Consider the following 21,904-nt stretch of genomic DNA (forward strand, 5'->3'; position numbering starts at 1 on the left):
CTGCTCGTGGTGAATTGGATCACACACACTGAGCGCATGAACAGGAGCGTCAACCGCGGTAGGGCACTCCGCATCGCGGTGTGCCTCCTTCTTCTCGCCGCGTTGAGCGGCTGCATGCAACTCAACATGGGACTCACCGTGAACGCCGACGACACGGTCGACGGGCAGTTGCTGCTGACCGCCCAGAAGTCGGTGCTGAGCTCCCAGAACAAGAACATTCCGGCCGCCTTCGCCGAGCTGCGGAAGAACATTCCGGCGCTGCCTCCCGGCGAGGAGACGGGCTACGAGGACAGCAAGCTCTTCGGCGCACAGATCAATTACCGCAAGGCGCCGCTGGCGGGCTTCGACAGCGAGAGCGTCAAACTGGTCCGGGACGGCGACTTCTACCGTTTCACGCTACCGCTGGACCCGAAGAAATACGGCGGGAAAGCCACCCAGCAGAATCCTCAACAGCAGCAGGCCTTCCTCAAGCTGATGTCGTTCGAGATCTCGGTGACCTTTCCCGGACGGGTGATCGACACCAATGGCACCGTCAACGGTCGATCGGTCACCTGGAAGGTCGACTCCAACCAGGACAAGCCCGTGGAATTGCGCGCCGTCGCCGAGGCGCCGCCGCGCCCCTCGGCCTCGCCGGCAGCCGCCGAGACCGACTCGGGTGGTTTCCCGTGGCTGCTGGTCGTCGGCGGCGTACTCCTGCTGCTCGTCCTCACCGCTGTGGCCGTACTCCTGTTGCGTCGCCGTCGCTCGACGGCGCCGGCGGCAGCCGGTCCGACCGCGACCGACCCGACCACGCCCGGCCCGACCCCGCCGGGGCCGCCCGCCGGCGCGCCCGGGCCCGGCTGACGCATCCGGTGGCCGGCCTCCGCCGGCCGCGTCCCCGCTCCGGCCGCCCCGCCACGACGGCGACCGGCGTCGGCGCTCCCCGCGCGGGAACGCCGGCCTCACCACCACCACATCCCGGTCGCACCACTGCAGAAAAGGGGGGATCGCCGTGAACGATCTCTTCACCTGGGCAGCCCTGGGCAGTCTCGCCGGAGCGAGCGCCGCCACCCTGCTGGCCACCAACGTCATCGGCGGGTTGATCGGTCCGAGCGGCGACAAGCTCCGCAAGTGGATCGCCATCGCCATCGCCCTGCTGCTGTCCTACCTCTCGGCGGCGTTCGCCGACGAGGTCGGCGGCGAGAAGTGGGTCATCGCGTTCTTCAACGCGCTGGTCATCTTCTCCGCCGCGCTCGGCGTCAACCAGTTCCCGCCCGGCAACCGGCAGGCCACCCCCACCCAGCTCGCGAGCGGTCGCGAGCCCCGCGTCTTCCGCTCCTGGGTCTGAGGGGGGTGTCGTCATGATCTTCGGAATCCTCAGCGCGGTGATCCAGATGGCTGCCGGCGCCGTCTTCGGCCTCCTGGCCGGCGGGCCGATCGGCCTGCTCGTCGGGGCCGTCGTGGGCCTGCTGGTCGGGGCCGTGTTCGGCTGGGCGGTCACCTCCGCCGGGGTGTACGCCCCGGACGCGCGCGGCATCGTCCTCTTCGTCGTCGACCACACGTGGAGCCTGCTCAACACGGTGGTCGGAGCCATCTACCTGGTCGTGCACCTCGTCTTCGGGCACTCGTTGGACCGGCCCACGTCGGCCGCCAGCGGCCGGGTCTGCGTGGTGCAGGGGGTCTCCCCGCGCTACGCCACCACCATCGGCACCGTCTGCGCGGGATCCAACTCCGGCATCCAACGCCACGAGGACGTGCACATCTTCCAGGCGCGACTGCTCGGACCGCTGTACATCCCGCTGGTGCTGGCGAACTACGCGCTCTTCACGATCGCGCCGATCTGGCTGCTCTACCACGACCACACCAACGCGCCGATCAACCGGTTCACCCGCTACTTCGAGATCGGCGTCTACCCGCACGTGTGGAACGAGGCCATCGCGTACCGCATCCAGGGGACGCCGCCGCGATGACCGTCGACGGGCGCGGACCGATCGAGACGGCCACCGCCGAGCTGGCCGAATGGCTGACCAGCGCGGCGGGGGAACCCGTCCCGATCGGTCCACCCCGCGCGGGCGGCGACGCCGACGGGCTGACCCTGTGGCCCCTCGAACTGCGCCCGGCCCAGCAGACCCGCTCCAGCGGCGCGGTCCGCGAGCCGTTCCGGTTCACGGTCCGCTACCTGCTCAGCGTGGCCGGTCCGGCCGGGCTCGCCGTCCTGGACCGGGTGCTCGCCGCCACGACCCGGGACGGCCGCTACCCGGTGGTACTGGACGCCGGAGCGGCGGCGCTGTGGCACGCGCTGGACGCCGCGCCCCGCCCGGCGCTGCTGATCGACGTACCGGCTCAGGTGGACCACCCGACACCGGCCGCGCCCCCGGTCCTGCAGCCGCTGCGGCTGCGTCAGGTCACGGTGCGCGCGCTCGCCGGCCGGGTCGTCGGCCCGCAGGACCAGCCCCTCGCCGCCATGCGCGTCGAGGTGCCGGGCACGACGTCCGCGACCCGCACCGGGCCCGACGGCCGGTTCCAGATCGCCGGGGTCCCGCACGACCCCGAACACCCCCGCCCGGTACGGCTGCGGCTGAGCGGTCGCGGGCTCGTGCTCACCGCCGACGTGGACGCGGACGACGACGACATCGTCATCGTCTGCGCTCCACCGACCCACTGACGCCCACCCCGCACAGGAGGACCGATGCCCAGCTACTTCTCCCCCGGCATCTACGTCGAGGAGGTCCCCAGCGGCGCCCGACCGATCGGCCCGGTGAGCACCAGCATCGCCGCGTTCGTCGGCGTCGCCCCGAACCGCGACGCCCACCTGGGCAAGGCCGTACCGGTCAACAACTGGACCGAGTTCCTGCGGCTCTTCGCCGACGGCGACCAGGTCGAGAGCACCCCCCTCGCGCGGGCCGTCTTCGGTTTCCTGGACAACGGGGGCGCGCGCTGCTGGGTGGTCAACGTCGGCGACGGTGGCGCCATCACCGGCACCGGCAAGCAACGCGGCGGCCTGCAACTGCTGGAGGCCGTCGACGAGATCTCCATCATCGCCGCGCCGGGCTTCTCCGACCCGGTGTCCCACGACGCGCTGATCAGCATGGCCGAGCGGACCCGCACCATGGTGGCGATCTGCGACCCGGCCCCGGACATCGACGACATCTCCGCGCTGACCCGGGTCGCCACCCCGTCCTCCGGCAAGCCGCCGAAACCCGCCGAGGGTGGCGGCCCTGCCGCTGGTCCGGGCGGCGGGGAGGGGCCGCCCGCGTACCGGCCCCGGCAGTCCGAGTTCGCCGCGTTCTACTACCCGTACCTACAGGTCCGTGACCCGATCACCGGAGAGCTGGAACTGACGCCGCCGAGCGGGCACCTGGCCGGCATCTGGGCCCGCACCGACGCTCTGCGCGGCGTGCACAAGGCGCCGGCCAACGAACCGGTCCGGGGCGCCGTCGACCTCGGCTACCGGGTCACCCGCCCCGAGCACGACGTGCTCAACCCCAAGGGCGTCAACGTGATCCGCTACTTCGCCGGCGAGGGCATCCGCGTCTGGGGCGCCCGTACGCTCGCCGCCGAGGCCAGCGAGTGGCGCTACCTCAACGTCCGGCGACTCAGCATCGCCATCGAACAGGCCATCGCCAACGGCACCCGGTGGATGGTCTTCGAACCGAACGACTTCACCCTCTGGCGCTCGATCCGGCGCGACATCGGGGCGTTCCTCACCCGGGTGTGGCGCGACGGCGCGCTGCTGGGGCGCAGCCCCGAGGAGGCGTTCTTCGTCAAGTGCGACGAGGAGACCAACCCGCCGGACGTCCGCGACGCCGGCATGGTGATCGCCCACATCGGCATTGCCGTCGTCAAGCCCGCCGAATTCGTGGTGTTCAAGCTCAGCCAGTGGGCCGGCGGCACCGAGACCGAGACGATCGGAGGCTGACATGGCCACTCCCGCCACCCCGCAGCCCGGCGCGCCCGTCGACCCGTACCGGGCCTACAACTTCCGGCTGCTCATCAACGGAGTCACCAACGGCCACTTCACCGAGATGAGCGGACTGGAGGTGAACATCCCCGGGCAGCCGTACCGGGAGCACGGCCCCGGACCGACGCGGATGGTCCCCGGCCAGGCCGAGTACGAGCCGGTGACACTGCACTTCGGCCTCACCGCGTCCCGTGAGCTGTGGGACTGGGTGAACGCCACCGCCAAGGGCACCCTCAACCGCCGCAACGTGTCGGTGGTGCTGCTCGACGCGGCGGGCACCGCCGAGGTGCTGCGCTGGAACCTGATCGACGCGTGGCCCACCCGGTGGCGCGGAGCGCACCTCAACACGGTGAGCCACGAGATCGCCATCGCGTCGCTGACGCTGCGCTACGAGGGCCTCGAACTGGAGGCCGGCGGTGCAGCCGCGCCGACGCCCGCGTAGCTGGCTGGCCGGTCGCCTCCGCTCGGTGGCCGGCGCGGTGCAGCGCCTCGCCGGACGCGTCGACAACCCGACCGCCGAGCCGGAACGTCCGGCGGAGCCGTCGCGTCGTCTCGGCGAGCCGCCGCAGCACTGGGTGGACCTGGTCGCCGCGCACGCCCCCGGCCTGCTCCGTGAGCTGGACGTCGACGTCGACCAGGCCGCGCCGACGCGGGACGAGACTCCGCCGAGCGCGGCGCCGTCGCGGCGGCCGGACCGCTCGGGCGAACCGGCGTCCCCTCCGGTCGCCGGTCGGACCGACCGGCCGGTCGCCGCCGCCCTCGGCGACCCGCACCCGCGCGCCCGACCGGGCGGCGCTGGTGATCACGTCCGCCCTGGTCTCGAGGCGGGCGGTCCCGGACACCCGGACGGCGGGTCCGAACGACGGCTCCCGATCATTCGACCAGCGATCCCGCATGGCTCGACGTCGTCGAGCGGGACGGCCCGGTCCGACGGCTCCGCGTCGGCGGACGGGCGTGACAGCGCGGCGAGCGTCGGCGGTCCGTTCCGAGCGCCCGCTGTCGCCCACCCCGGGGAGGCGGTCGCCACCCCCCGCACCACGCCACATCTGCCTCCCGCACCGGTGCCACCCGGCGAGAGCGTGCAAGGTCTCGGCACCGCCAGAAGCCCCTTCTCTCGACGATCCGCGCTGGACGCCACGACGTCGCGGCACGGACGCGGCGGCGGGAGGGCGGGCGGACCGTCCTGGCCCGCTCTGCCGGACGAGCCGGCTGGGCCGGCCCGGCTCGGAGAGCACCCCACCGACCGGCACGCCCGGCCGCACGCCGGCCACCATCCCGAACAGCACAGCGACCGGCTCCCCGACCAACGGGCCGGGCGGCTCGGAGAGCACCACCGGGAGCCAGTTGCCGACCACCACCTCGGCGGACGCTCCCGGCAGTTGCCCGAGCACCGCGCGAGCCCGCTCCCCGACCAGCGACCAACGGGCCGGTACGGGGGGCCCGACCAGCACCACGCACCGCGCCACGGCGAGCGCACCCGGCCGGACCGCGACCAGCGCGCCGACAACCGGTACGCCGGTGTGCGGCGCGGCGGCGAGGTCGGGCGGTGGGACGCTCGACCGGGGTACGGGACGGGCACCGCCGAGGTCGACGGCACCGGGCCCTGGCCGGTGAGCGCGCCGTTCCCGTCGGCGGCCGTCGGGCCCGGCGTGGACCCGTGGCCGGCTCTCCCGGATGACGGACCGCTGTGGACGGTGCCCGGCACGGCGCTCGACGCGGGCCACGAGCGCCGGCTCGACCGGGAGCAGGCGGGCGGCTGATGGAACGCGTCGCCTTCCTCATCGACTCCACCGGGGAGCGGGTGGACTGTCTGCTCAATCCGGAGACCGTGCAGGTGACCCGGCTCGCCGGCGTACGCCCTCGGGGTGCGGGCGGCGCGCAGCTCACCGGTTCCGGTCTGGCCGACGACCCGCTGGTCTTCACCGGCGGTGGCCGTACGGAGTTGGTGCTGGATCTGCTCTTCGACGTCGACTTCGTCCAGGCGCAGGTGCGCCCCACCGACGTACGGATGCTGACCCGACCGTTGTGGATGCTGGCGGAGAACTCCGACGTCGAGCATGGCTGGCTGCGTCCGCCGCTGGTCCGGCTGGTCTGGGGTAAGACGTGGAACGTGCCGGGCGTGATCGTGGCGGTGGCCGAGCGGTTCGACGCGTTCACCGGTACGGGCTCGCCCCGGCGCTCCTGGCTGCGACTGAAGTTGGTCCGGACCGCCGAGAGCGCCGACCAGGCGCAGGCCGGCTTCGCCGAGGAGCTTGCCGCGGCGAGTACGCCGGTCGCCGCGCCGGGCAGCGCCGTGGTCGCGGCCGGCGACGGTGCCACCGAGCCGGGCCACGCCGGGGTCCGTTTCGACCTGCTGGCCAACGACGCGCTCGGCTCGCCGCTGCGGTGGCGGCTGCTGGCCGAACACAACCGGATCACCGACCCGCTCGCGGTGCCGGCCGGTACGACCCTCGCGGTGCCCCCGGTCGGCCCGGGCGGCTCCGCGCCGGAGTCGGCGCTCGGCGCGATGGCACGGGCCGGCGGGTCGTTCGTGGACGCCTCGATCGCCGCCGCCGCGAGCTGGGCCGCCTCGATCGCGGCCGCGACCGGGACCGGGTCGGCCGGAACGGCCGCCGCGAGCGGGACCGCGTCGGCTGGCGGCGCACCAGGCGCGGGGGGTGCGCCATGACCAGCGTCGCGCCCCGCGCGCTGACCGTCCTGCTCGACGGCGTCGAGCTGAACGCCGTGGCCCGCCAGCGGATCCGCTCGCTGCGGGTGGCCGCCCGGCTCGACCAGCCGACCCAGGCGGAACTGGTGCTCGCGACCTCCGCCGGCACTGCGGCGCTCGACCCCGCCGTGCGCCCCGGCTCGACCCTCGACGTACGGCTCGCCGACCACGCCGACGCGCTGTTCGTCGGGGAGGTGACCTGCGTGGAGGTCGAGTACGCCGCCGATGGCGCGGTCGTGCTGCGGCTGCGGGCGTACGACGCGCTGCACCGGCTGCGCAAGCGGCAGGACCTGCGGGTCTTCACCTCGGTGACGGCGGCGGAGCTGGCCCGGGACCTGTGCGGCGAGGTGGGGCTCAGCGTGGCGGCCGAGGACGACGGCCCTCGGCTGGAACGGTTGGTCCAGCACCGGCACAGTGATCTGGAGCTGCTCTGCGAGGTCGCTGGGCGGGCCGGGCTGCACCTGGCCGCCGACGGCGACGGCGTACGACTGGTGACCCTCGCCGGCTACGGCGAGCCGCTCCCGCTGACCCTCGGCGCGGGTGTGCACACCCTGCGGTTGTCCACCAACGCGGACCAGGCCAGCGGCGCGAGCGTCGTGTTGGGGTGGCACCCGCAGCGGGCCGAGCCGATCAGCCAGCGGGCCGACGAGGCGCGCTGCGGTCGGCCGGCCGGTGACCGCCCGGACCCGGCCGACGTGGGCGCCGATGGCGTCCGCACCGCCGTCGACCAGCCGGGACGCAGCGACGACGAGGTGGCCGCGCTGGCCCAGGCGCGACTGGACCTGCGCGCTGCCGCCCTGTCCACCGCCGAGGGGGTGGCCGAGGGTGATCCGGCGCTGCGGCCGGGCCGGCGGATCGCCCTGGCGGGGGTGCCCGACCCTCTCGCGGGGGCGTACGTGCTGACCGAGGTGGTGCACACCGTGGACGGCGAGGGGCACCTCACCCGGTTCTCGACCGTGCCGCCGGCCACGACGCCCACGGCGGTCGGCGGCGCGGTCGTCACGCTCGGCACCGTGACCGACGTGGCCGACCCGGACGGGTTGGGCCGGGTACGGCTGACCCTGCCCGCGTACGGGGACCTGGACGCCGGTTGGCTCGGCGTGCTCTGCCCGGGGGCGGGGCGCGGCAAGGGTCTGGTGGCGCTCCCCGATCCGGACGACACCGTGCTGGTGGTGCTGCCCGGCGGCGAGCCGGCCTCGGGCATCGTGCTGGGTTCGCTGTTCGGGGCCGTCGAGCCGTACGACGCGGGCATCGACGACGGTCGGGCCCGGCGCTGGACGCTGCGTACGGCCGGCGGACAGTCGATCGTCGTGGACGACGTCCAGCGCAGCCTGCGGCTCGGCACCGAGGGCGGCAGTTGGTTGGAGCTCACCCCCGACCTGGCCACCCTGCACGCGGCGACGGATCTGGTGATCTCCGCACCGGGCCGGGCCATGGTGGTCCGGGCCCGCAGCGTGGACTTCCTGCACGCCGAGGCGACCGAGGACCCGACCACCGCGGCGCGGCAGGCCCGTTCGCTCGCCCGCGCCCACCACGAAGGAGGCGGCTGATGCGTTGGATCCACCGCGACTCGGTGATCGCCTGTGACCACGACGGCCGGGTCGAGAACCAACCGTCGCAGCGGTGGGTGACCGTCACCGCCGTGCCGGTGCTGGTGGACGACGACCCGGAGGGTCGGAAGATCGTCGCCTGCCCGAACTACGGCCCGACCATCAAACCGTGCGCGAAGACGCGGACCGTCCGCGTCGGCTACAGCGACTGGATCCGCGTCGACGGACACCGGGTGGTGCTCTCGCACCTGGAGGGCTTCACCGACGGCACACCACCGGACGCGATCCACCACACCGTCCGCGACCCCCGCCAGCGCTTCCTGGGGGCGGACCGGTGAGGGCGTTCCGCTTCGTCGGGGCCGGCTTCGACGCCGGCCGGGGCGGCGGGTTGGCGCTCACCGCCGCCGGCGGGCTGGCCATGACCGAGGGCGACGAGAGCGTACGCCAGGCGCTGTTCCTGCTGTTGTCGACGACGCCCGGCGAGCGGCTGATGCGACCCGGGTACGGCTCCCGGCTGCACCGGCTGATCTTCGCGCCCAACGACGACACCACGGCCGGGCTGGCTATCCACTACGTGCGGCAGGCCATCGCCCGCTGGGAGCCCCGGGTCGAGGTCATCGACGTCGACGCCGGGCCCGACGTGGACGACGCGTGGCGGCTGGTGATCCGCCTCGACTACCGGGTGCGGGCCAGCCTCACGCCCGGCCAGTTGGTGTTCTCCGTGGATCTGCTCCCCGCCGACGACGAACCGGGAGAATCGTCATGACGCTGCCCGTGCCGCACCTGGACGACCGGGGGTTCCTCGATCTCGTCACCGAGGCCCGCGAGCGGATCCGCCAGTCCTGCCCCGGCTGGACCGACCTGTCGGCGCACGACCCGGGCATGGCGCTGGTGGAGGCGTTCGCGCACCTGACCGAGGTGATGATCTACCGGCTGAACCAGTTGCCGGAGAAGGCGTACGTGCAGTTCCTGAACCTGCTCGGGGTGGCGCGGCACGCGCCCACCGTGGCCTGGGCGGACGTGGTGTTCACCCGCGCCGGCGCCGACACCTCGGCGGTGCGGATCCCGGCCGGGCTGCGGGTCGCGGCGGCGCGTGGCGCGGATCCCCGGCCCGTCGTGTTCGTCACGACCGAGCCGGCGACGCTGCCGGCCGGCGAGTCCTCGGTGACCGTCCGGATGCACCACTGCGAGCCGGTGGACGCGGAGCTGCTGGGTCTCGGCAACGGCCAGCCGGGGCAGGTGCTGCGCGCGACCCGCGCTCCCCTGGCCCACACCGGGGAGCCGCTGGACCTGCTGCTCGGGGTGGAGGTGCCGACCGGCTCGGTGGAGCTGGGGGCGGCGGCCCGCGAGCACGAGGGCCGCACGTTCGAGATCTGGCAGCCGGTGGACAGCTTCGCCGGGCTCGGCCCGCAGGCCAAGGCGTACCTGGTGGACCGCTGCTCGGGCACCGTCACCTTCGCCCCGGCCCTGGACCTGCGGCCGCCCGCCGACGGCACCGCCGGGCCGACGCCGGTGGCGGCCGTGCCCCCGGCCGGGCGGCAGGTCCGCCTCTGGTACCGGGCCGGCGGCGGTCCGGCCGGCAACGTCGCCGCCGGCACGCTGACCACCCTGCGCGATCCACTGCCCGGGGTACGCGTCGACAACCCCACCCGGGCGGCCGGCGGCCGGGAGATGGAGGCGTTGGAGTCGGTGCTGCTGCGCGGCCCGTACGAGTTCTTCGCCCAGCAGCGCGCGGTCACCGCCCGCGATTTCGAGGTCCTCGCCACCAGCTCGGGCGCGGTGGCGCGGGCCCGCGCGTTCACCCGCTCGGCCGTCTACAGCTTCGCCCGCCCGGGTGAGGTCGAGGTGGTGCTGGTGCCGTACGTGCCGCCGGAGGCTCGACCGGGCGGCCGGCTGCCGGTGGCGGTGCTGCGCGAGTACGAGGTGCCCGAGGCCCGCCACCGCGTCGAGGCCGACCTGGAACAGCGCCGGATGGTCGGTATCCGCTCGCGGGCGAGCTGGGCCCGGTTCAAGGCGGTGTCGGTGCGGGCCCGGGTGGTGGTGCGGCGGGAGGAGGACGTGGACGCGGTCCGGCGGCGCATCCACGACCGGCTGCACCAGACGCTCAGCCCGCTGCCCACCGCGCTCAACCCGAGCGGGTGGCCGTTCGGCGAGCCGCTGCGGGCATCGAACGTGTACCGGTTGTTGGAGCAGGCCGAACCGGGCGTGCGGTACGTCGAGTCGGTGCGGTTCGTGGTCGACGAGGCGCCCGACGCCAACGTCCGCGCCCTCGCCGTCGACGCGTACCAGCCGCGCACCTGGTACGCCGGGCGTGGCCCGGTGTTGTTCCGCTCCAGCAACGCGGGTTCGGGCTGGGAGCCGGCCGGCCGGTTCGACGACGACGAGACGGTGCTGCGGGTCGCGCCCGCCCCCGCACCGGTGCGGCCCGGCATCGTGGCGCGTCCCGGCTCGGTGGCCGTGGTGACGGTGCGCGAGTCGGGTGGCTCCCGGGTACGACTGAGCACCGACCTGGGTGAGACGTGGTCGCTGCTGACCGACCTGGACTCGCGGATCTCCGACGTGGCGTGGCTGGACCGCGACGGCGCGGGAGCGCTGCTGGTGGCCACCGACACCGGGCTGTACGAGGTGTCGCTGCTGCCCGGCGCGGTGCCGTTGCAGATCCTCGTCGACCCTTCCGACGCCGACCGGGGCTTCTACGCGGTCCGCGCCTTCGTCTCCGAGCGCGGCGCGCCGGGCGTGGCGGTCGCGGCGCAGGCCAGCTTCGGGGTGTACCTGTCGACGGCCGGCGGCCGGCCGGGCAGCTTCACGCACGTCGGGCTCTCCAACGTGGACAACCGGGTCCTCGCGGTGCAGTACGACGGCCCGGCCACGCTGCTGTGGAGCGGCGCGGGCGAGCCGGACCCGAAGAAGCCCGGCCAGGGCTGTCACCGCACCCGGCTGTTCGAGTCCGACGTCAAGTGGCAGTCGGTGCAGGCCGGCTGGATCGGCGGTACCTGCCGGGATCTGGCGTTCGCCGGCCAGCAGGCGGTGGCCGCCACGCAGAGTGGCGGGGTGCTGCGGCTGGACACCCTGGCCGCCCAGCCGCAGTGGCAACCGGTCTCGGTCAACTGCGGGCTGCCGTTGCGCGACCGGACCCGGTTCGTGCCGGTCGACGCCGTCGCCGTGAGCGGCCCTCCCGCGGCGGCCGCCGGCGCGGGCGGTCCGACGGCCGCCGGCGCGGGCGGTCCGGCGGCGGACCGGCTGGTGCTGGCCTGCGGCGAGCGCGGCGTGTACCGCAGCGCCGACGCGGTCACCTGGACCGCCAGCGCCAACCAGGCCACCGCCGACGTGGTGACCGTCCCGGACACGTGGCTGCTCTGCTCCGGCGAGCACGACATCGAGGTGGTGCGCCAGGATGCGACGCTCGGCGATTGAGCGGCTGCTGCCCGCCGCGTACCAGCGGGCATGCGTGCCGGGCAGCGTGCTCTGGGCGCTGCTGGACGTCATGGAGGGGCTGCACGCCCCGGACGAGGCGATCCTCGCCGAGGTGGACGCCCTGTTCGACCCGTACCGGGCCCCTGACGACATGGTCGTACGCCTGACCCGCTGGGTGGCGATGGACCACGTCGTGGCGTCGCACCGACCGGACGCGCCGCTGCCCCTGCCGGTCGGGCGGCTACGTGACCTGGTGGCCCACGGCGCGCTGCTGGCGCGGTGGCGCGGCACCCCGTACGGGATGCGACGGGCCCTGGAGGTGGCCACCGGGGTGAGCGGCTTCGCCATCGACGAGCCCGACGAGAGGCCCTTTCACATCGTGGTGCGGGTACCGGCGGCCGCCGCCGACCACCTCGCCGTGATCACCCGCATCGTCGAGGCGGAGAAGCCGGCGGCGACCACCGCCGAGGTCGTCCTCGCCGCCTCGCCCCCATCGGATCAGCCGACCGCCGCACCGTCCGCCTAAGGAGCCGTCATGACCACCGAATGGGCCGTCGTCGCCGCCGCGTCGCAGTTCACGCTGGACGCCGCCAACCACGGCGAGCTGACGTTCACCGTCTCCAACCCGGGCCTCGCGCCGGACACCGTCGTCTTCGACGTGGCGCCCGGCGAGGGCAGCCAGCGGGCCTGGTTCACCGTCACCGAGCCGCAGCGGGTGGTGCCCGGTCAGGGCTCGGTCTCGTTCCTGGTCCGCCTCGCGGTGCCGGCCGGCACCGCGCCCCGCCGCTACGACATGACCGGGTTCGCGTACTCGGCGAACACCGCGCCGGAGGAGAGCTCGCGCTCCAGCGGCCGGGTGACGTACGAGGTCCGGGCGGTCGCCGCGCCGAAGCGGACGCCGTGGCCGTGGATCGCCGCCGCCGCGGCGCTGGTGCTCGTGGTCGCGGGGGTGGTCGGCTACCTGCTGACCCGCTCCGACGGCCCACCGACGCCGGGCACGCCCCGGGTGGTGACGCTGGAGGCGGAGAGCCTGGTCGACGGCGCACGGGTGGACTCCCCGGCGAAGACCGCGGCGGGCATCGACGCGCAGCCGAACTGCTGCGACGTGACCTGGTCGGGCGACGCGCAACTGTTCTTCACGGGCCTGGCGCCCGGCGACCGGGTGAGCGTCACCGTCGAATTGCCGGCCGACGCCCTGTGGCGGTTCTCCACCACGCGCACCACGAGCTTCGACTACGCCAACACCATCTGGCAGGTCGACGGCGTGCAGCTCGGCAGCACCTTCTTCGGCTTCACCCCGACGGTGATCCTGCAGGACTTCACCGACGTGGGCACCGTCCGGTTGGCGGCGGGCCGGCACACGCTCACCCTGGTCGCCGTCGGCAAGACGCAGGGCTTCGACAGGTACTTCGCGGGCGTGGACCAGATCCGCTTCACCGAGGTGACCGGGGCGGTCGCGCGGCGATGAGCGGTCGGCAGAAGGTCGTCCTGGTGACGCTGGCGGTGCTGCTGGTGGCGTTCTTCGCGCTCGCCGTCGGCGTCGGCGGCGGCGAGCAGGGCCGCGCCAGCGATCGGCCGGGGATCGTGCAGCGGCTGGGCCGCCTGGCCGGCGCGAGCGGCACGATCGACCCGGCGACCGTGCGGGCCGACTGCGACCGTACCGGCGATGTGCTCACCTTCGTCGGCGGCTGCGCGGTACGGGTCGCCGACCCGGGCGAGCTGCGGACGTTGGTGCTGCGCAGTGGCCGCACGTTCGCGGTGAGCGCCCCGGCGCCCGGGGACGCCGACCTCACCGTGCGCTCGGAGGTCGAACCGGACGACGGCGGCGAGGCGGTCGCCCGGATCGCCGTCGACAGCGCGACCACGGTGCTGCTGGGCTGCCCGGGAGGTGTGGGATGCACGGTCACCGTCGCCGCCGAGTGACAGGTCCACCCGCCGGCGCGCTCCTCGACCGTACGGAGGCCCGCCATGGGTGACCTGCGCAAGCCGTTCCTGCTGCTCGCGCTGGTCGCGATCACGCTGGTGGTCCTCGTCGAGGTGGGATCGTCGCTGCTCACCGGAGGCGGCGACGCCACCGGCGCGCTGCTGGTCGGCGCGGCGGACCTCGGCGTGGAGGTGGACGCGGCCGGGGTCAGCGAACCCTCCGGACGGGGCACCAGCTACCTGGCGTTGATCGACGCGGTGGCGCTCTGGACCACCGGCCTGTTCTGCCTGAGCCTGGTGGTGCCCGAGCGGGTGCAGGGCCGCATCCAGGGCGTCGCGACGCTGATCTTCTCGATCCTGCTCATCCTGGGCTCGCTGATCCTACTGATCATCGCCTTCGTGGAGCTAATGATCATGGTGTCGCTGTTCCTGGCCGTGCCGTTCGGCACCCTGGCGTACCTGGCGCTGTGGGGCTTCTTCCCGGTCGGCGACGCGGCGGTGCTGCTCGGCCTGGCGCTGCTGCTCAAGCTCGTGTGGGCGGGGTTGTTGGTGCTGGCCCAGCCCCGGTTTCTGCAGAACAAGGGCCTCGTCCTGATTATCATCACCACCCTGCTGTGCACCGTCGTGCTGGAATTCCTGCACAATCTGGTGCCGGTGATCCTGGTGAGCATCCTCGACGACATCGGCGCGATCGTCTTCGCCATCATCGCCATCATCTGGGGCCTGATCCTCCTGATCGGCTCGATCCCGGCGATAGTCAAGGCCATCCGCGTCACCGCCGCCGCCGTCCCCGCCGCCCTACCCGGTCGATCATGAAATTGTTGTCACCGCGCTCGGCGTGTCGTGACAACAACTTCATGATCGACGCGCGCTGGCGAGGGTCGCGCATTGGTCGGGCGGCAGGGTGCCGTCGGCGATCCAGACCTGGTAGTTGCCGAGGCGGGTGGTGGCGGCGGGGACCTCCGCCGGTTGGTCGAAGGCGAAGGCCACGCACACGCCGGGGTACATGGCGGTCCGCACGAACCACCGGTCGCCGGGGCCGAGGCCCGCGAAGACCAGGGTGTACGCCTCACCGCCCGGGCCGGTGCCGGCCAGCGCCAGCCACGGGGTGGCGCTGCCGTTGACCGCCTCCTCCCCCACCGCCTCGGCGGTGAACACCGTCGCCTCTTCGTCGGCGACCGCCCGCCAGAAGAACCCGCCGTAGCCGGCCCCGCCGGGGCGACCGTTGGTGGCCGGGCTGCCCAGGCGCACGGACCTGTCGGGCGGGGCGGTGAGCGCGGAGTCCAGGTCGAGCCGCCAGACGTCCGGCGTCACCGCCGACGCGGCCAGCCGACGCCGCTCGGTGAGCAGCACCCGTCCGCGCGGATCGCGCCACTGGAGCTGATGGGCCAGCCGGTCGGCCGAGCGCCGCGTCCAGCCGGTGTGGACGATCCGCCCGTGGTCCTCGCGCCACGTGTAGCCGACGTCGCGCACGTAGGTGCGCCCGCCCCACAGGTTGACGCCGTCGACGTCCTGCACCGCGAGGGAGGCGCCCAGGTGCCAGACGTGGTCGGCGGGGAGCGCGTCGGTGACCACCGTGCCGCCGAGGGTGCGGACGGGGTGCAGGTACGGCCGGGGGCCGTGCCGCGCGTCCAGCGCGGGGTCGACGACGTACCGGGCCACCTCGGTCCCGCCGACCAGCAGCCGCGCGGGCTCCTCGACGACTGGAGCGGGGTCGGCGGCGGGATCGGCGGTCATGGCAGCTCCGGCTGGGCGGCGGCCGGTTCGCGGCTGCCGACGTCCGCTGCGAAGGCGCGCCCGACGTCCGTGGGTACCGGCATCCGGTTGGCGACGGCGTGCAGGGCCGCCAGGGTGTAGCCGGCGAGGATGGGCACGGCCACCGGTGTGACCAGGACGGCGAGCAGCCCCGCCAACGCCGTCACGCCCGTGAGGGCGGCCCACCGGGTGGGCGCGTCGAGGCAGGCGCGGGCGCTGGACCGGGCCGCCACCCGCCACCGCCCGCCCCCGTTACGGCCCGCCTCGACGACGACCAGCCCGGCGTACCCGGCCAGAGCGGCCGCGACCAGCCCGGTCACCGCCAGCGCCGGTGGGCCACCCGGTACCCGCCCGGCGGTCAACGCCGCCAGGTCGGCGGCGAGCAGCCCGAGCACGCAGAGCCCGAGCAGGCTGACCGGCACGCCGGGCAGCACCGAGCGGCCGAATCGGCGCAGGGTCGTACGCGCCGACGGCCAACCGCCGGTACGCGTCCAGTCGTGCACCGCCGCGCTGGCCGTGCCGGCCGCCGCGGCGGCGGTGAGCACCGGCGCCGCCGCGAGGGTCGCCAGGATGCCGAGCAGCGCCAGGTCGGCGGCGTCACGGGCGACGTCGCGCCAGTCCCGCCGTTCGGCGACGTCGACGGGTTCAGCCCTTGATGCCACTGGTGTTGATCCCCTCGACGAGCATCCGTTGGAACGCGACGAAGAACAGGAAGACCGGCAGCAGCGACAGCACCGACATGGCGAACATCGGCCCGACCGCGCTCTGACTCGTCGAGTCGATGAACAGCGTCAGCGCCACCGGCACCGTGTAGTCCTCGAGTTGGGACAGGAAGACCAGTTGGCGGAAGAAGTCGTTCCAGGTCCAGATGAACGAGAAGATCGCGGTGGTGACCAGCGCGGGTCGGCTCAGCGGCAGGATGATGTGCCGGAAGATCCCGTACGGGCCGGCGCCGTCGATCCGCGCCGCCTCGTCCAGCTCGCGCGGGACGCCGCGCATGAACTGCACCATGAGGAAGACGAAGAACGCCTCGGTGGCCAGGAACTGCGGGATGAGCAGCGGCAGGTAGGGCCACTCGCCACCGACCAGACCGAGGGTGCGGAACAGGATGTACTGCGGCACGATCAGCACGTGCTGGGGCAGCAGCAGTGTACCGATCATGACGGCGAACCAGAGGCCACGCAGCCGGAACCGCAGGCGGGCGAAGGCGTACGCGGCCAGCAGGCAGGAGAGCCCGTTGCCGACGACGGTGAGCAGGCTGACCAGCGCGCTGTTGAGGAAGAACCGGCCGAATCCGACGTCGAAGTTGGACCAGCCGGCGGTGTAGTTGCCCGGGGTGAACCGCTCGGGCAGCAGCCCGACGTTGTTGACGATCTCCTCCTGGGACTTCACGGAGGTGCCGACCATCCAGATCAGCGGGTAGAGCACCACGGCCACGATCACCACCAGGATCAGCAGCCGCAGTACGGGCCGACCGCCGGGGCGTCGTCCCGCTCCGGGCAGCGCCGCCGCCGTCGGAGTCGCCATCACCGGTCCTCTCCGTCGGAGTAGTGCACCCAGAACCGCCCGGTGCTGAAGAAGATCGCGGTGAGCACCGCGATGGCGAGCAGGAACACCCAGGCCATCGCCGAGGCGTAGCCCATCTCCAGGTCGGTGAAGCCGGTGATGTAGAGGTTCAGCGTGTACATCAGGGTCGAGTCGACCGGGCCGCCGGTGCCGTTGCTGAGCACGAACGCGGCGGTGAAGCCCTGGAAGCCGTTGATCGTCTCCAGCACCAGGTTGAAGAAGATCACCGGGGAGAGCATCGGCAGCGTGACGTCGCGGAACTGCCGGAACCGACCGGCGCCGTCGACGGACGCGGCCTCGTACAGCTCGGTGGGCACCTGCTTCAGCCCGGCCAGGAAGATCACCATCGGGGCGCCGAACTGCCAGATGGCCAGCACCATGAGCGTCTGCAGCGCCCAGTCCGGGTCGTTGACCCAGGGCCGGCCCTCGATGCCGACGAGGCTCAGCAGCGAGTTGAACGCCCCGTCCCGGTTGAACATGTTGACCCAGACGATGGCCAGCGCCACGCTGCCGCCGAGCAGCGACGGCAGGTAGAACAGGCCGCGGAACAGGCCGACGCCGCGCCACGCGCGGTTGAGCAGCAGCGCCACGCCGAGGGCGGCGGCCAGTTTCAGGGGTACGGCGACCAGCGCGAAGGTCAGGGTGACCCGCACCGCGTGCCAGTACGACGGGTCGGCGGTGAACATCCGCTCGTAGTTGGCCAGCCCCACCCAGTGGGCCTCGGAGAACGGGGTGAGGATGTCGTAGTTGGTGAAGCTCAGGTAGAGCGACAGCAGCATGGGAACGGCCGTGACACCCATCAGGCCGATGAGCCACGGCGACAGGAAGACGTACCCCGCCAGACCCTCGCGGTGCCGGATGCCGCCGGACCCACGCCGGGTGGGGTGGGTCCGGGCGGATCCGGGGCCGGGTCGGGTCGGGTCGGGCGCCGTGGTCAACGCCACGATCGGCTCCTCTCCTCGCCTCGTGGGGCGGGTCAGGCGATGGCGCCCTTGCAGGCCTCGAGGAACTGGGCGGCGGCCTGCGCGGGGGTGGCCCGGCCGTACTGGGCGCTCTCGGCGGCCTTGACCAGCTCGGACTTGACCGTGCTGTGTCCCTTGATGGGCACCTGTGGCGACTCGCCGAACTTCTGGGTCAGCTCCGCCTCGACGGCGATCGACTGCTTCATCGCGGGATCGGTGGTGCCGTCGCTGACCACCTGACGCAGGTCCAGGTTGGACGGCAGGCCCCGGTCGGTGCCGAGCAGGGTGACGGCCTCCCGGTCGTTGGCCAGGAAGTTGATCACATCGACCGCGACGTCCCTGTTCTTGCTGCCCTTGAACACCGACCAGTACATCGAGGCCCGGGCCCACTGCGCGCTCGGATCGCCGGGGTAGGCGATCACCCCCAGTTCGTCCTTGGTGTTCTTCTTCAGGTCCGGCATCTGGTTGGCCCAGACCCAGGACGTCGCCGACTTGCCGGTGACCACCAACTGTTTGGTGACGTCGCTGGAGTTGCCCTCGTGGATGACGTCGGCGGTCGGGGTGGCCTTACGGTCCCGCGCGCCCTTCCACAGGTCGAACCAGGCGGTCACGTCCTCGGCGGTGAAGCCCAGATCCTTGCCCTTGTAAAGGTCCTTGCCCTGCTGGCGCAGCCAGACCCAGAACGCCTTGTAGTCGGCGCTCGGATCCTGGGTGCCGGGAACCCCTGTCCTGGCGGACACCTCCTGGGCCCAGGCGATGTGCTGCTCCCAGCTCATCCCGGTGGTCGGCTCGGGCAGGTTGTGCTTCGCCAGCAGCGTCTTGTTGTAGACCAGACCCTGCGTGTTCTCCCCGGCGGCCAGGCCGGCGAGCTTGCCGTCGACGACGCCGTACTGCCACAGGCTCTTGGGGAACGTGGAGGTGTCCAGCTTGCCGGACTTCTGGTACGAGGTGAGGTCGAGCGTGGTGTTGCGGGCCGCGTACTCGGCGAGGTAGTTGTCGTCGATCTGGAACAGGTCGGGCGGGTTGCCGCCGGCGGTCAGCGTGGCGAGCTTGTCGAAGTAGCCCTGGTTCGCCTGCCAGGTCTTCTCGAAGGTCACGTTCGGATGCTTCTGGGTGTAGAGGGCGAGGGCGTCCTCGGTCAGCTTGGCCCGGGCGTCGCCGCCCCACCAGAAGATCGAGAGCTTGACGGGGGCGTTGGGCTCGGCGGCCTCGTCGTCGCCGCACGCGGCGGCGCCGAACAGCAGCGGAGCGGCGACCGTCGCGGCGAGCAGGCCGCGCAGCAGCCGCCGCCGGGGCAGCGGGGTATTTTGAGAACGCCCGACGGACGTGCTCGTGGTGGGGGACGTTGCGGGGTGCATGTGCGCTCACTCCTCGGCTTTAGGAGGCGACGGCATCACCCGAGGCCGCGGTCGGGATGCCCGGGCCCGCAGGGCAGTGCGGGTCCGGGCCATGGGAAGCGGCCCGGGGACGTGCCGGCCGGGCGTGCGGACCCGGCCCGGTCGAGTCGCGGATGACCAGGTCGGTCTGGAGCATTACCTGTGCGGTGGTACGCCGGACGCCGACCGCCGTGCCAGCACCGGGCCCCCGCGCGCCGCGCGGTGACTCGATGTCCTGTTGCAGCAGCATGTCGACGGCCGTCCGGCCGGCGGCCCCGGTGGGTGTGGCCACCGTCGTCAGTTTGGGTCGGGTGAGCCGGCTCAGGGCGATGTCGTCGACCCCGACGACGCTCACCTGCTGCGGCACCCGGACCCCGAGCGCGTCCAGCCCCTCGATGAGGCCGATCGCCATCAGGTCGTTGTAGGCGAGCACGGCGGTGACGCCGCTTCGTCGTACCTGCTCGGCCACGGCGGAGCCGCCGGTCTCGGTGGGAGCGTTGGGGCCGAGCACGGTCAACTCGCCGCCACCGGTCCGGACGGCCGTGGTGGCGGCGCGCCGCATCTCCCGGTTGGTCCACGAGCTGCGCGGCCCGCCGAGCAGGGCGATGTCGCGGTGACCGAGACCGATCAGGTGCTCGACGGCTGCCCGGGCACCCTGCCCGACGTCCATCAGCACGCACGGCAGGCCGGTCACCTGACGGTTCACCACGACCAGCGGCACCTCGCGGCTGAGCTGTTCGATCAGGCTGTTGCTCATCCGGGGGCTGCACAGCAGCACCCCGTCGACCTGCTTCGCGAGGGCGTGGACCAACTCCTCCTCGGCGGTCGGGTCCTCGTTGGTGTCGGCCACGAAGACGTGGTAGTCGCGATGGCGTGCCTGGCTCTCGGCCGCCTTGATCAGCGGTGGGAAGAACGGGTTCGCGATGTCGGCGATGATCAGCCCGATGTTGTGCGTACGCCCGGTGATGAGGGCGCGGGCGGCGCGGTTCGGCCGGTAGCCCAGGTCCTCCGCGCAGGCCAGCACCCGGACCCGGGTCTCGGGGTTGACGAGGTGCGGGGCGGAGAAGGTGCGGGACACGGTGGAGATGTGCACCCCGGAGGCGCGGGCGACGTCCCGGATGGTGACTGGCACGGCGGCCCCTTCGTCCGAGTGCGGCGGTGGTCACGCGGGTGCCGCCAATTAATGCAAACGGTTGCTCCACTGTCAACGGTCAATGTTTGCAGCTCTGTTGCAGCGAGACGCCCAACGGTGGCCTTCGAACCCGCAAAAAACCACAATTGCCGCCGATTGTGCCGCCGTCGTTGACGCCATCACATTGATCGTGGTTACTTCACTGCAAACCTTTGCAGGGTCCATCCGGAGGGCGATCGCATGTCACCGAGATCCGGCGGGCGGGTCCGCTACGCCGTCGTGGGCGCCGGCGCGCGAGCCGAGATGTTCGTCCGGGCCCTGGTGCTCGACCACGCCGACTCCACCGAACTGGTCGCCCTCGCCGACGTCAACCAGACCCGGATGGACGCGCACAACCGCTGGCTGGGCGAGCTGGGACATCATCCGGTGCCCACGTACAAGGCCGGCGAGTTCGCCTCCATGCTGGAGGCCGAACGCGTCGACGTCGTCCTCGTGACCAGCGTGGACGTCACCCACGACGAGTACGTGGTGGCCGCGCTGCGCGCCGGCCGGGACGTCGTCACCGAGAAGCCGATGACGGTCGACGCCCCACGCTGCCGGCGCATCCTGGACGCGGTGACCGAGACCGGCGGCCGCGTCACCGTCGCCTTCAACTACCGCTACAACCCGCTGCACGAGCAGGTGCGCCGACTGCTCGCCGACGGCGCGGTCGGCGAGATCGGCTCGGTGCACTTCGAGTGGCTGCTCGACGTGCGCCACGGCGCCGACTACTTCCGCCGCTGGCACCGCGACAAGGCCACCTCCGGCGGCCTGCTGGTGCACAAGGCCAGCCACCACTTCGACCTGGTCAACTGGTGGCTGGCCGCCACACCGGTCGAGGTGTACGCGGCCGGGCGACTCTTCTTCTACGGCGAGGACGGCCGCCGGCACGGCTACGCCCGCGACTACGACCGGGCGTACGGGGCCCCGGCCGCCGCCGACGACCCCTTCGCGCTGCGGCTCGACGCGCACCCCCGACTGCGCGAGCTGTACCTCGACGCCGAGGCCGAGGACGGCTACCAACGCGACCGCAACGTCTTCGCCCCCGGGGTGAGCATCGAGGACGACATGGCGGTGCTGGCCCGCTACTCCACCGGCGCGACAATGACCTACCACCTCACCGCGTACGCCCCCTGGGAGGGCTACCGGGTCATGGTGAACGGCAGTCGGGGACGGTTGGAGTTGGAGGTGACGGAGAACGACTACGTCGACCGGGGCACCGCCGGCGCCGTCAAGGGCGCGGCCCTGCACGGCGTCGAGGCGCCCGCCGAGGGGGGCGGCGCGACGCTCACCGTGCGCCCGTTCTGGGAACCTCCCCGACGGATCCTCATCGAGGGTCGTACCCGCCAGGGGCACGGCGGCGCGGACGCCCGGATGACCGCGGTGCTCCTCGGCGGCCAGCCCGATCCGTTGGGCCGCGCCGCCACGGCCGACGACGGCGCGTTGGCCCTGCTCACCGGCCTGGCCGCCAACCGGTCCCTGGAGACCGGACGGCCCGTGCGCGTCGCCGACCTGCTCACCACCCGCTGAGAAGCAGAAC

General features: G+C 72.9%; 23 protein-coding genes. 17 read left to right on the forward strand and 6 right to left on the reverse strand.

Annotated features, from left to right (window positions below; all coding sequences use genetic code 11):
• Window positions 1-36: 36 nt before the first annotated feature.
• The 16 genes from ABZ272_RS18790 to ABZ272_RS18865 all read left to right on the forward strand — a co-directional run bounded on the left by ABZ272_RS18790 (window position 37) and on the right by ABZ272_RS18865 (window position 14,350).
• A complete protein-coding gene (locus tag ABZ272_RS18790) occupies window positions 37-843 on the forward strand; it encodes a DUF3153 domain-containing protein (RefSeq protein WP_355051203.1) in 807 nt (268 codons plus the stop codon).
• Window positions 844-991: 148 nt separating this feature from the next.
• A complete protein-coding gene (locus ABZ272_RS18795) occupies window positions 992-1,327 on the forward strand; it encodes a hypothetical protein (protein WP_355051204.1) in 336 nt (111 codons plus the stop codon).
• Between the two features lie 13 nt (window positions 1,328-1,340).
• The gene (locus tag ABZ272_RS18800) at window positions 1,341-1,949 is read left to right on the forward strand and encodes a glycine zipper family protein (RefSeq protein WP_355051205.1); all 609 of its coding nucleotides are present in this window, start codon (window positions 1,341-1,343) and stop codon (window positions 1,947-1,949) included.
• A complete protein-coding gene (locus ABZ272_RS18805; RefSeq protein WP_355051206.1) occupies window positions 1,946-2,644 on the forward strand; it encodes a carboxypeptidase-like regulatory domain-containing protein in 699 nt (232 codons plus the stop codon). Before ABZ272_RS18800 ends, ABZ272_RS18805 begins: the two co-directional genes overlap by 4 nt.
• Before the next feature lie 24 nt (window positions 2,645-2,668).
• Window positions 2,669-3,898: a phage tail sheath subtilisin-like domain-containing protein gene (locus ABZ272_RS18810; RefSeq protein ID WP_355051207.1), complete on the forward strand. Its 1,230-nt coding sequence runs from the start codon at window positions 2,669-2,671 to the stop codon at window positions 3,896-3,898.
• 1 nt (window position 3,899) lies between these two features.
• Window positions 3,900-4,382 carry a phage tail protein gene (locus ABZ272_RS18815; protein WP_355051208.1) on the forward strand — a complete coding sequence of 161 codons (483 nt, stop codon included), beginning with the start codon at window positions 3,900-3,902 and terminating at the stop codon, window positions 4,380-4,382.
• The gene (locus ABZ272_RS18820; protein WP_355051209.1) at window positions 4,357-5,700 is read left to right on the forward strand and encodes a hypothetical protein; all 1,344 of its coding nucleotides are present in this window, start codon (window positions 4,357-4,359) and stop codon (window positions 5,698-5,700) included. The genes ABZ272_RS18815 and ABZ272_RS18820 overlap by 26 nt, the downstream gene beginning before the upstream one ends.
• On the forward strand, window positions 5,700-6,608 hold the full coding sequence (locus tag ABZ272_RS18825; protein WP_355051210.1) for a hypothetical protein: 909 nt from the start codon (window positions 5,700-5,702) through the stop codon (window positions 6,606-6,608). Before ABZ272_RS18820 ends, ABZ272_RS18825 begins: the two co-directional genes overlap by 1 nt.
• Window positions 6,605-8,197, forward strand: coding sequence for a contractile injection system protein, VgrG/Pvc8 family (locus ABZ272_RS18830; RefSeq protein WP_355051211.1), 1,593 nt, complete (start codon window positions 6,605-6,607; stop codon window positions 8,195-8,197). Before ABZ272_RS18825 ends, ABZ272_RS18830 begins: the two co-directional genes overlap by 4 nt.
• Window positions 8,197-8,535, forward strand: coding sequence for a hypothetical protein (locus ABZ272_RS18835; protein WP_355051212.1), 339 nt, complete (start codon window positions 8,197-8,199; stop codon window positions 8,533-8,535). The genes ABZ272_RS18830 and ABZ272_RS18835 overlap by 1 nt, the downstream gene beginning before the upstream one ends.
• Complete coding sequence (locus tag ABZ272_RS18840; protein WP_355051213.1) at window positions 8,532-8,963, forward strand: GPW/gp25 family protein; 432 nt, start codon at window positions 8,532-8,534, stop codon at window positions 8,961-8,963. The genes ABZ272_RS18835 and ABZ272_RS18840 overlap by 4 nt, the downstream gene beginning before the upstream one ends.
• On the forward strand, window positions 8,960-11,611 hold the full coding sequence (locus tag ABZ272_RS18845) for a putative baseplate assembly protein (protein WP_355051214.1): 2,652 nt from the start codon (window positions 8,960-8,962) through the stop codon (window positions 11,609-11,611). Before ABZ272_RS18840 ends, ABZ272_RS18845 begins: the two co-directional genes overlap by 4 nt.
• Window positions 11,592-12,137 (forward strand): phage tail protein, encoded by a 546-nt coding sequence (locus tag ABZ272_RS18850; RefSeq protein WP_355051215.1) that lies wholly within the window; start codon window positions 11,592-11,594, stop codon window positions 12,135-12,137. Before ABZ272_RS18845 ends, ABZ272_RS18850 begins: the two co-directional genes overlap by 20 nt.
• Window positions 12,138-12,146: 9 nt before the next feature.
• Window positions 12,147-13,079 carry a hypothetical protein gene (locus ABZ272_RS18855; protein WP_355051216.1) on the forward strand — a complete coding sequence of 311 codons (933 nt, stop codon included), beginning with the start codon at window positions 12,147-12,149 and terminating at the stop codon, window positions 13,077-13,079.
• Entirely contained in the window at window positions 13,076-13,534 is a 459-nt protein-coding gene (locus tag ABZ272_RS18860) for a hypothetical protein (protein WP_355051217.1), read from the forward strand. The genes ABZ272_RS18855 and ABZ272_RS18860 overlap by 4 nt, the downstream gene beginning before the upstream one ends.
• A gap of 45 nt (window positions 13,535-13,579) precedes the next feature.
• Window positions 13,580-14,350, forward strand: coding sequence for a hypothetical protein (locus ABZ272_RS18865; RefSeq protein WP_355051218.1), 771 nt, complete (start codon window positions 13,580-13,582; stop codon window positions 14,348-14,350).
• 39 nt (window positions 14,351-14,389) lie between these two features.
• On the opposite strand, the gene ABZ272_RS18870 is transcribed toward ABZ272_RS18865, so the two are convergent.
• Genes ABZ272_RS18870 through ABZ272_RS18895 form a run of 6 tightly spaced genes read right to left on the reverse strand, consistent with a single transcriptional unit; the run spans window position 14,390 to window position 20,325 of the window.
• Window positions 14,390-15,271: a PmoA family protein gene (locus tag ABZ272_RS18870; RefSeq protein ID WP_355051219.1), complete on the reverse strand. Its 882-nt coding sequence runs from the start codon at window positions 15,269-15,271 to the stop codon at window positions 14,390-14,392.
• The gene (locus ABZ272_RS18875; RefSeq protein ID WP_355051220.1) at window positions 15,268-15,951 is read right to left on the reverse strand and encodes a hypothetical protein; all 684 of its coding nucleotides are present in this window, start codon (window positions 15,949-15,951) and stop codon (window positions 15,268-15,270) included. The genes ABZ272_RS18870 and ABZ272_RS18875 overlap by 4 nt, the downstream gene beginning before the upstream one ends.
• A complete protein-coding gene (locus tag ABZ272_RS18880) occupies window positions 15,935-16,816 on the reverse strand; it encodes a carbohydrate ABC transporter permease (protein WP_355051221.1) in 882 nt (293 codons plus the stop codon). Before ABZ272_RS18880 ends, ABZ272_RS18875 begins: the two co-directional genes overlap by 17 nt.
• Window positions 16,816-17,799, reverse strand: a complete 984-nt coding sequence (locus ABZ272_RS18885) for a sugar ABC transporter permease (RefSeq protein WP_355051222.1) — start codon at window positions 17,797-17,799, stop codon at window positions 16,816-16,818. The genes ABZ272_RS18880 and ABZ272_RS18885 overlap by 1 nt, the downstream gene beginning before the upstream one ends.
• A 32-nt stretch (window positions 17,800-17,831) precedes the next feature.
• Window positions 17,832-19,175: an extracellular solute-binding protein gene (locus tag ABZ272_RS18890; RefSeq protein WP_355051223.1), complete on the reverse strand. Its 1,344-nt coding sequence runs from the start codon at window positions 19,173-19,175 to the stop codon at window positions 17,832-17,834.
• Window positions 19,176-19,194: 19 nt separating this feature from the next.
• Window positions 19,195-20,325, reverse strand: a complete 1,131-nt coding sequence (locus ABZ272_RS18895) for a LacI family DNA-binding transcriptional regulator (protein ID WP_355051224.1) — start codon at window positions 20,323-20,325, stop codon at window positions 19,195-19,197.
• Between the two features lie 240 nt (window positions 20,326-20,565).
• Here ABZ272_RS18895 and ABZ272_RS18900 point away from each other — a divergent pair, with 240 nt between their 5' ends.
• A complete protein-coding gene (locus tag ABZ272_RS18900; protein WP_355051225.1) occupies window positions 20,566-21,894 on the forward strand; it encodes a Gfo/Idh/MocA family oxidoreductase in 1,329 nt (442 codons plus the stop codon).
• The last annotated feature ends 10 nt before the right edge of the window (window positions 21,895-21,904 follow it).

The organism is Micromonospora sp. NPDC005979 (genome assembly GCF_040614415.1).
Classification (GTDB): domain Bacteria; phylum Actinomycetota; class Actinomycetes; order Mycobacteriales; family Micromonosporaceae; genus Micromonospora.